Origin of the sequence: Coprococcus sp. AF16-22 (assembly GCF_003461545.1) — a bacterium.
Lineage (GTDB): Bacteria > Bacillota > Clostridia > Lachnospirales > Lachnospiraceae > Coprococcus > Coprococcus aceti.
In genome coordinates this window covers 139,374-148,512 of the sequence record NZ_QTXH01000005.1, presented here as the reverse complement: position 1 = coordinate 148,512, position 9,139 = coordinate 139,374, and the positions used below count along the sequence as shown (strand labels likewise).

The following is a 9,139-nucleotide window of genomic DNA, read 5'->3' as shown; positions in this document are numbered from 1 at the left end:
TCATGCAAAGTATGAACATGGCGTACTGAAACTGTCGATTCCTAAGAAGGAAGAGCAGAAGAAAGTAGAGAAGAGTAATTATATCGCAATCGAATAATGTAAGAACTGCGTGATTACTTAATAACAGATGACTAATATTCGTAGAGCCCTCCGTGTATCTGCAAGGTGCAGGTATGCGGGGGGCTCTTTTGCGTTCTGCTATTAGATGCAAATGAGCATTGTTCCAGTGAAAGTGGAAAATATTATGACTATTTTGGCTGGAATATTGTAAAAGCTGGTAAAATTTTTCATTGATATTTACACAGAATATCTCTAAAAATGTTGAAATGGCATTTGATTTATTTGATAATAGTGATTGAGACTGGTGATGGAGGACAATCGGTGAAACGTTATTCAATAAAGGGGGATTTATATGTTCGATTTTCAGCAAATGTATAGAGAAAAGCTGCGTACACCAGAGGCTGCGGTGGAGTGTGTCAAGGATGGAGACTGGGTCGATTACACATCGTCCCTTGGAAAACCTGTACTACTTGACAGAGCACTGGCAAAGCGGAGAGATGAGCTGCACGATGTGAAGATCAGAGGCAATCTGATGGCTGGGCCTATAGAGGTTGCAGAGTGCGATGACAGTCAGGAGCATTTTGTGTATCATAGCTGGCACTGTTCGCAGTACGAGAGAAAGCTGTGCGATGAGGGCAAATGCTATTATATACCGATGGTGTTCCACAATAATGCGGCTTACTATGAGTATTTCCTCCATGTGAATGTGGTCATGGTGTCGGTGGGACCTATGGACAAGCATGGTTATTTTAACTTCTCGGTAAATACCGGTGTGGCTGCCCCTATTGCCAGGAAGGCGGACATCGTTATAGTTGAGGTGAATGAGCACATGCCTAAGATACGCGGTGGATATGATGAGTGTATTCACATATCGGATGTGGATATGATCGTGGAGGGGGAGCATGAACCATTTGCAGATGTGAAAACACAGGCACCGCGTGAGGTTGACCGGAAGATAGCGGAGCTGCTCATTCCATACATAGTAGATGGTTCAACACTGCAGCTCGGTATCGGGGGAATGCCAAATGCGGTAGGTGAGATGCTGGCTCAGTCGGATCTCAAGGATCTTGCCATGCACACGGAGCTCTGCTCGGATGCATATCTAGCCCTGTACAAGGCGGGCAAGCTGACAAACAAATACAAGAACATAGATCGTGGAAAGGGTGTATTTGGCTGTGCCATCGGTTCAAATGAGCTGTATGAGTGGCTGGACGACAATCCGGGAATCGCCGCATATCCACTTGAGTATGTGAACAGACCGTATGTAATATCACAGATAGACAACATGGTGTCCATAAACAGCTGCGTGGCAGTGGATCTGTACGGACAGGTTGCGGCGGAGAGCAGTGGTTCGCGCCAGATCAGCGGAACCGGCGGACAGCTCGATTTCCTGATCGGTGCATCGGGCTCCCGTGGCGGCAAGGCGTTTATATGTATGAGTTCCACACACACCGACAGGAATGGGGTGAAGCATTCCAGGGTAAAACCGCAGTTCAACGGAGATATCATCACCTCGCCGAGAAGTCAGGTGTACTTCCTTGCGACAGAGTACGGCGTGATAAATCTTGAGGGGCGTTCCACATGGGAGAGAGCGGAGGCACTGATATCCATAGCACATCCTGATTTCCGGGACATGCTGATAAAGGAGGCACAGGAGAGAAAGATCTGGCGGAGGTCGAATAAGAGATGAGAAGATCATGGCATTATAAAAGTGGGGCTGCGAATGAAAGGAAAATCTAAAAAACAAAAAAGTAGAAATACGAAAAAGCAGAAATATATAAAATTGGCAATTACTCTGAGCATAGTTATTGTCATAATATTGTTCTGCAATTTTCAGAACAAACACCTTGAAACCACACATTATACATATGCGGCAGAGCAGCTTGGCGCAGATCTTGAGGGATATCGCATCGTCCAGATATCGGATCTGCATAATGCAAAGTTTGGCAAGAATAACCAGAAACTGGTGGACAGGATAAGAGAATGTGAACCTGATATGATTGTCCTGACCGGAGATCTTGTGGACTCAAATCACACAAATGTAGACCGCGCAGTCCAATTTGTGGATGAGATCGTGAAAATATGTCCGGTATACTATGTCACAGGCAATCATGAATATTGGCTTGAGAAATCTGAATATGACGAGCTTATGGATGGGCTTATAGGTGCCGGGGTGGTTATTCTGGATGATCAGGTTGTGGAGATATCCAGGGGGGATGCGAAGTTCAGGCTGGTCGGACTGGACGATAAAAGTCTTGCGGATGGGACACTGGAGGCGTTGCTTAGTGATGAAAAGGAGTTCACGGTCGTTCTTGCACATGAGCCACAATACCTTGCCAGGTATGCCGACACCGGTGTTGATCTCGTGCTTTCCGGACATGCCCACGGCGGACAGTTCAGACTGCCGTTTGTCGGCGGGATAGTGGCTCCGGATCAGGGATTTCTTCCAGAATATACATCAGGTGAATATTATATGGATGGCACCGAGATGATAGTCAGCCGAGGCCTTGGCAACAGTGTGATTCCGGTGAGGCTGTTTAACTTCCCGGAGATAGTATGCGTGGAGCTGGTGGGGAAGCATTAGTTATTGTGAGAAAGTTAATGTAGATAAGAAAATGATGTACATAAAAGATCGTGGGAAGATTTTGAGTAGGGATCTTCTCACGACCTTTTAACATATTAGGATTTATTTTTCTCAGCCTTCTAGCTATCGCAGCCTTTCGTCTACTTCCACCTTGAAAGGAAGCTTGCTTAGAATGTCATGTTCAAGATCAATTCCCGGGTACACCTCAATGAGCTTAAGTCCCTTTTCAGTGAGCTCAAATACGCATCGTTCTGTGACGTATATAACCCTCTGCCTGTTTGCCAGCGCACGTTTTCCTGAGAAACTGATGCTTCTGACATCGTTTACGAACTTAGGAATGCTTCCCTCGTTTTTGATGGTCACGATGCCGTCATTGTCCTCCACGGCAAGCCCCTTCGTATCAAATGTGAGACAGAACACAACGGTTGCTGTCTTGGCGGTGATATTTGCAAATCCGCCTACACCGGCAAATGCGCCAGGACCCTTGTGGGCATTTACATTCCCGAACCTGTCAACCTCGATCCCGCCCATGAAACAGATATCAAGACCGCCATTGTTGTAGAGATCAAACTGGTTTGCCATGTCATAGATGGAGTCCGCGCCAATGACAGCGCCGAACACCTTGCCCGATGCAGGAAATCCGCCTACACCTCCGGATTCTACGGTCAGGGTTATCTTGTCCAGAATACCGTTCTCTCTGGCATACTTGGATACAGTCTCCGGAATTCCAACACCTATGTTGACTATATCGTCCGGTTTCAATTCCAGAGCAGCCCTTCTTCCAATGATCTCTGCGCTTGTATTGACGACATTCTTTGTCTTGGTACGACCGGAAAGCATCTCAGCCCAATCCTGCCACTGTGAATATGGAATCTCAAAACTTCCTGTCAGGGATTCGTATGATGCGTGTCTTGGCTCCGGCGGTATCTCAACGATAGCGTCAACCAGACATCCCGGAATGATGGTATTGTGAGGTCTTGATGGCCTTGCCACAAGTCTGTCAACCTGCACGATGACCTTTCCGCCATTTGCCTTTACAGCCTGACAGATGGACAGCGCATCTCCTGCGGTAAACAGATCCTCAAATGAGATGTTGCCCTTGCGGTCGGCAGCAGTTCCCTTGATGATAGCCACGTTGATAAGCGGCAGCTTGTAGTAGAGGAATTCCTCACCGTCCAGCTCGACGTATTTTACAAGTGAGTCGTCCTTTGATATGTTGTTGATTCCCGGTCCCTCAAGTCTAGGATCGACAAATATATCGAGACCGACCTTGGAGAGTGCTCCCGGAAGTCCGCCGGCCTGTGCACGAATTGCGTGTGAGATACAGCCGAGTGGAAGATTGTATGCCTCAAATCTGTCCTCAAGGACAAGCTTCTTGGTGCTGTACATGGCACCGAAATGTCCACAGATGATCTTGTCAACGGCGCCGTCTCTTATGTATCCCTCTGCCGCCTTGTTCTCATCCCACGCACCAAAGCCCGCGCTTGATATAGCTGTGAGGTGCTTCGGTGAACCTGTCCTCTGGTATCTTTTATATAATGCCTCGTGAAGCTCGATTGGAATATCTATGCCGAGAAATGAGTTGAGTGCGATCACATCTCCGTCATTTATAAGATCCATTGCCTCGTCGGCTGTCATTATCTGGTACATTTGTTCTATCCTTTCGTTTATATAAAAAATCAATCAAAATCTGCTATGAATTTATTAGCAGGTTACAATATGATAACATTCTTTGTAAGAGTTCTGTATCCTTGTTCTGACATAAATCAACAAGGGCAAAGAGCTCAGGATTCTTGTTTTTGTCAATTACGATTTGTGTCGCGGCCGGAGAATCCGAAAGACCGGTCAAATATTCAACAGATGTGTTAAAACATTGAGCAATAATTTCCAGCGTTTGCTGAGATGGGACTCTCTCTCCGTACTCATATCTGCAATATCCTATTTTGGAAAGATTGAGTCTCCTGGATGCTTCAGCCATAGTAATTCCCATATTTTCTCTCACAATTTTTAATCGTTCTGGAATTAATTTAGCAGACATTATTATTCCTCCTAGACTGAATATTGACAGTAACCATTGGATAATATAATATAGATATATCCAATGGTTACTATACAACAAATAATAGCCTTATTCAACATTTAATATAGAATAGAGGGAGATATATAATATGCGAAATGAGGACAAGTTAATAAAAGTAGCACATTATAACACTAAACTCAATTCAGTATTAGGTTTTGATTATAGTGCTTTTACAATTTATAGATCTAAGGGATTGTTGACACATCTTATTAAAAGAAAGCATTTTGTTGCTGCAAAATACATTGATCGTTTAGATGATATAATTAGTCATCCAGACTATGCAGGATGTTATAATGGAAATATAGAGTTGGTTAAATGTTATAATGACAATATTTTTGTTTCAATCAAATTAGATGAAAAGGAATCAAAATATTATATTGCTACAGTATTTGATGTAAAAAAAGGAAAAATAGATTCATATGTAAAGTCAGGCAGATTGGTGCCGATATGTAGTAATATATTTGGTTAGATAAGATATCTTGATTTTATCGGTAAGCAATGGTATCATCATTGTATACATTTGACAAGCAGGAAAGGCACCCTGCGCTCCCACGGGAACCTGATATGATGGATACGCCGCCCATCCAAATGTAAACATTAAATACTTAAAAATGTCAGATAAATATGAGCAATGATTTGGAGCTTATATCTATCTGACATTTTTAATTTGCGTCAGCAACGAGCTAAAGCGTGCTGCTCCTTGTTCCCTAATCAGGATACTTGATCAGATCGTACATCTTGCCATAAACACCCATATCGCGCACACCCTCAAGCTCCATGCCGAGATGCATGTATTTGTCGCACTTTGACTTGGCATCCGTCTCAAGGATGACTGGAACGTGCAACCTGTTTCCCTCAGAGAAGGCCATGTCCAGAACTTTCCTCATGTATCCCTGTCCCTGGTATTGTTCGCGGACGCAGACCATGCCGACAAATATAAATTTTTTTTTCTCTTTTTTCATTCGATCCTGAAGGGATTTTCCTCCCTTGGACAGAGCTTTTCCCATGCAGATCATCTCTTTAAGGCTCATGTTGTGAAAAAGAGCTTTGAGGATAGCCATGCCAGCTTTGAAATTCATTTTCTGTCCCGGCAGGGTATAGGCGATATACCCCTCGCCGCGTTCGCTTGTCGTATAGAGCATTTGTCCTTCAAATGCCATACGGACGTAGCCGGCTATGTAATTTGCCACGGCCTCTTTGCTGCTGTAGAACACTCCCATACCTGTTTCCTGCCCGTAGTCATAATGTCCAAATGCATGGCCGATATCCTCGGCTGCCTGCGCATCCCATTTTGTTATCTTCATTGTATTTTCTCCGTTCGATAATTATATTGTCGTTTCTAATTTGATTTATATGGTTAGACATTTCTAACTGCAATTATATTATCATATATAGAGTGAAAATGAAACAATGATCTCATTCAGGATGACATGATAGAAATATATGAAGATATGAAGGATGCCGATGTCATAGTGTTTGTATATGAAATATCACTACTAAAACAATACGTTTGTATTGAATTGGCATAAATTAAGTATTATAATTTATAAAGAAGCGGTGAAGTTGCATATTATTAATACTAGGAGGTGTATGAGAATGGCAAGCACAATACAGGTAAGGGTAGACAATGATCTTAAGTCAAAATCAGATAAATTATTTCATGATCTTGGAACAGATACTACGACAGCTATAAGAATTTTTCTTACCCAGGCAGTTGCAAATAATGGATTTCCATTTGAGATAAAAAGGGTTGTTACAGATCCATATGTGGCAATGACAGAGGAACAGATGATAGACAAACTGGCGAAGTCAAGACAACATGCTGAAAAAGGTGAATGTCGTGATGCTGATGTTGTGATAGATGATATGAGGAAGAAGTATGACTTATGAGGTGGTTTTGACAAAAGATGCAGAGAATGATTTGGATAATTTTATTCAATATCTCTTATTTGAAAAACATAGTAAACAGGCTGCAGCAAATGTTCTTCAGGACTTTGAGAATACGAAAAGAAGTTTGGAAAAAATTGCTTCAAGTTTGAAACTATGTGATAATCTGCGCTTGAGAAAGCTGGGATATAGAAGAATTAATTTTGAAAGACATAGATATTTTATGTTATATCGAATAGAAGGAGAACGTATTATAGTAGATAATATATTTCACGAATTACAGGATTTTGAGGGAAAAATGATATAGAACAATCCGTAGCGCAATTAACATTAAAGAGTGGGAAGCAATACAATACGCTTCCCACATATTTTTCTTATATGAGTAAGTGTATGATAGTGTATTTCTATTTGAGATAAAAGTATTGCTGTTGTGCGGACATATGCTTATAATTAAGGATAGATGGAAACACTACTTATGAAAGGAGATGCTTTATATGGCTACAAAATCTGCAAATTTATATGCAAGGATTGAACCAGATGTCAAAGAAAAAGCAGAAAGTATCTTGGCTACACTGGGTATCCCTGCTTCTAGTGCTATAAATATGTTTTATAAACAGATTATCTTACAGAGAGGACTTCCATTTGAAGTAAAAATACCATATGACAGACCTGTTGACATCAGCACATTATCAGATGCAGAGTTCGATGAAGAATTGGAGAAAGGATATGCTGATATGCAGGCTGGACGGACGAAAAATGCTAAAAAGGTCTCTACTGACATTCGTAAGGATTATGGAATATGATATATGAATTAGAGATATCCGAGCAGGCTGACAATGATCTGAGAGGAATTTTTGAATATATTGCCTTTGAATTACAATCTTCTCAAAACGCAAGCGGACAGCTTGACCGTCTGGAAGAGTAGATATTAAGTCTGGATACGATGCCGGAGCGTTATCGAAGATACGAGAAAGAACCGTGGAAAAGCCGTGGACTTCGTGTATTACTAGTAGATAATTATGTGGTATTTTATATTCCTGATAGCGATAAAAAGGTTGTAACCATTCTTAGAGTAATGTATGCAGGACGTGACACAGACAATCAGTTAAATCTATACACAAAGCAATAGGGTAAAGCAAATGCTACAGCAGCATAAAACTGCTGTGGCATTTTGTGTATATAAAACCATGTAATTTTAACTCAAAAGCGTTATATAAATTCCCGTAAGTATCGCAGTCGTTATAACTCCGTAGATATTTGCGCCCAGGGCGTAGTCGAGAATAAATGCTGAAGGGTCAGCCTTGGATGCCGCCTTCTGGGCGACCTTTGCGGTAGAAGGTACGCATGACACTCCGGCAATACCGACAGTAGGGTTGAAGTTTCCACGTTTGAAGAGGTATACGATGTAGCCTCCGACTATTCCGCCGATACCTGAGAGGGGCAGCGCGAGCATTCCAAGGATCAGGAGCTTGAGCACCTGTTCATTCAGGAACCAGCTTTTGTTTGGATGTGATCTTGCTTTTTCTCTGTTCCCTGACGATGGCTTTGCCTCTTATGCTCTTCGGTATGAGCAGCTTGAGTGATGCAAATAAAACCATAGGTCCGTCCGCACCGCCGATGATGGAGACTGCGGCTGAAGAACCGGCATCGAGGCCCATTGCCCTGGCGATAGGGTATGTAAGTATGGTGCCCGCCTCTGAGTCCGTTGCTGAATGTGAGTGTGTATATCGGCTGCAGAAAATCTATCTGCATATATTTCATCAGGTCATCGATGGATGAAAGCGGGGGATTGATGATCAGATTTCCTGTCTGGTTATTTTCAAGGAACAGGACACCGGCACAGTCAAGAAGCTCTTCGAAGCCTTTGGCATTTTGTCTTCTCCTGGTAAGCTGTTCGCCGGTCCTTACATTGTATACTATATTTGCTTCTATGATCCGATTTGCATCGGGGGTCTTTATGTCCCCGCTTTCAAGGGATGACTCGGCATGGCTGTCAGCTCCTTTTTGCTAATAACACCCACAATATATCCAATTGAGAAAATGGTGTCAATGAACCGCGGGGGAATTGGGGGTATCTGAACCATATCTTTGCCGAGGGGCAGTACGCTTTCCCGGTTAATATGCGAGTACCTAATCTTCACAAAATCTTCACAAAATAATTAGCACTCACCTCTTGACATTGCTAGCATAGAGGACTATAACATAGTCAAAGATAAGAAAAGGATAGCACAACCGGTGGTGCAGATGACCGTTCGGCATATGCACTGCAGATTTCTGTTATATAACATTTTAGGAAAACAGAAAGGAAGTGTTCAAAATGGATAAGAACCCAAAGCATCCATTGAAGAAAAAGAAAGTAGTTCAGAAGGTATATGCGACAGCAAATCATAACGCTGCAGCAGCTGAAGAACCGGCTACACCAAAGTCAAAAAAGCATAAATAGTATATGAGACAAAGGTCCCCTGTATCTGCATCAGGCAGGTATGGGGGACTTTTTTGTCGTGGGAACAGCAATATATAAATTTAAT

Annotated in this window: 14 protein-coding genes and 1 pseudogene; 10 read left to right on the top strand and 5 right to left on the bottom strand. The window is 42.6% G+C overall.

Annotated elements, in window-relative coordinates:
• The 3 genes and pseudogenes from DWW60_RS14035 to DWW60_RS07720 all read left to right on the top strand — a co-directional run.
• Window positions 1-97 (top strand): annotated as a pseudogene (locus DWW60_RS14035) (Hsp20/alpha crystallin family protein); the annotation flags it as partial.
• Window positions 98-412: 315 nt separating this feature from the next.
• Window positions 413-1,750 (top strand): acetyl-CoA hydrolase/transferase family protein, encoded by a 1,338-nt coding sequence (locus DWW60_RS07725; protein ID WP_117874900.1) that lies wholly within the window; start codon window positions 413-415, stop codon window positions 1,748-1,750.
• 93 nt (window positions 1,751-1,843) lie between these two features.
• Window positions 1,844-2,644, top strand: coding sequence for a metallophosphoesterase (locus DWW60_RS07720; protein ID WP_242859646.1), 801 nt, complete (start codon window positions 1,844-1,846; stop codon window positions 2,642-2,644).
• Window positions 2,645-2,767: 123 nt separating this feature from the next.
• Here the strand turns inward: DWW60_RS07720 and DWW60_RS07715 are convergent, their stop codons facing one another.
• Window positions 2,768-4,294 (bottom strand): CoA-transferase, encoded by a 1,527-nt coding sequence (locus tag DWW60_RS07715; RefSeq protein ID WP_055223583.1) that lies wholly within the window; start codon window positions 4,292-4,294, stop codon window positions 2,768-2,770.
• 43 nt (window positions 4,295-4,337) lie between these two features.
• Entirely contained in the window at window positions 4,338-4,682 is a 345-nt protein-coding gene (locus DWW60_RS07710) for a helix-turn-helix domain-containing protein (protein ID WP_055223584.1), read from the bottom strand.
• 130 nt (window positions 4,683-4,812) lie between these two features.
• Here DWW60_RS07710 and DWW60_RS07705 point away from each other — a divergent pair, with 130 nt between their 5' ends.
• Window positions 4,813-5,193, top strand: coding sequence for a PBECR3 domain-containing polyvalent protein (locus tag DWW60_RS07705; protein ID WP_022216065.1), 381 nt, complete (start codon window positions 4,813-4,815; stop codon window positions 5,191-5,193).
• A gap of 238 nt (window positions 5,194-5,431) precedes the next feature.
• On the opposite strand, the gene DWW60_RS07700 is transcribed toward DWW60_RS07705, so the two are convergent.
• The gene (locus DWW60_RS07700) at window positions 5,432-6,028 is read right to left on the bottom strand and encodes an N-acetyltransferase (protein WP_117874896.1); all 597 of its coding nucleotides are present in this window, start codon (window positions 6,026-6,028) and stop codon (window positions 5,432-5,434) included.
• Window positions 6,029-6,320: 292 nt separating this feature from the next.
• On the opposite strand from DWW60_RS07700, the gene DWW60_RS07695 reads away from it, so the two are divergent.
• The 5 genes from DWW60_RS07695 (at window position 6,321) to DWW60_RS14090 (ending at window position 7,740) form a co-directional block, all read left to right on the top strand.
• Entirely contained in the window at window positions 6,321-6,614 is a 294-nt protein-coding gene (locus DWW60_RS07695) for a type II toxin-antitoxin system RelB/DinJ family antitoxin (RefSeq protein WP_015534078.1), read from the top strand.
• The gene (locus DWW60_RS07690; protein WP_015534077.1) at window positions 6,604-6,918 is read left to right on the top strand and encodes a type II toxin-antitoxin system RelE/ParE family toxin; all 315 of its coding nucleotides are present in this window, start codon (window positions 6,604-6,606) and stop codon (window positions 6,916-6,918) included. The genes DWW60_RS07695 and DWW60_RS07690 overlap by 11 nt, the downstream gene beginning before the upstream one ends.
• Window positions 6,919-7,105: 187 nt before the next feature.
• Window positions 7,106-7,414: a type II toxin-antitoxin system RelB/DinJ family antitoxin gene (locus DWW60_RS07685; RefSeq protein ID WP_015534076.1), complete on the top strand. Its 309-nt coding sequence runs from the start codon at window positions 7,106-7,108 to the stop codon at window positions 7,412-7,414.
• Entirely contained in the window at window positions 7,411-7,536 is a 126-nt protein-coding gene (locus DWW60_RS14095; RefSeq protein WP_015534075.1) for a hypothetical protein, read from the top strand. Before DWW60_RS07685 ends, DWW60_RS14095 begins: the two co-directional genes overlap by 4 nt.
• A gap of 18 nt (window positions 7,537-7,554) precedes the next feature.
• Window positions 7,555-7,740, top strand: coding sequence for a type II toxin-antitoxin system RelE/ParE family toxin (locus tag DWW60_RS14090; protein ID WP_442852314.1), 186 nt, complete (start codon window positions 7,555-7,557; stop codon window positions 7,738-7,740).
• Window positions 7,741-7,806: 66 nt separating this feature from the next.
• On the opposite strand, the gene DWW60_RS13515 is transcribed toward DWW60_RS14090, so the two are convergent.
• Entirely contained in the window at window positions 7,807-8,088 is a 282-nt protein-coding gene (locus DWW60_RS13515; protein ID WP_199414450.1) for a sodium ion-translocating decarboxylase subunit beta, read from the bottom strand.
• Window positions 8,089-8,092: 4 nt separating this feature from the next.
• The gene (locus DWW60_RS13510) at window positions 8,093-8,269 is read right to left on the bottom strand and encodes a sodium ion-translocating decarboxylase subunit beta (RefSeq protein ID WP_238050747.1); all 177 of its coding nucleotides are present in this window, start codon (window positions 8,267-8,269) and stop codon (window positions 8,093-8,095) included.
• A gap of 659 nt (window positions 8,270-8,928) precedes the next feature.
• On the opposite strand from DWW60_RS13510, the gene DWW60_RS13790 reads away from it, so the two are divergent.
• The gene (locus DWW60_RS13790) at window positions 8,929-9,054 is read left to right on the top strand and encodes a hypothetical protein (RefSeq protein ID WP_015534073.1); all 126 of its coding nucleotides are present in this window, start codon (window positions 8,929-8,931) and stop codon (window positions 9,052-9,054) included.
• Window positions 9,055-9,139: the final 85 nt, after the last annotated feature.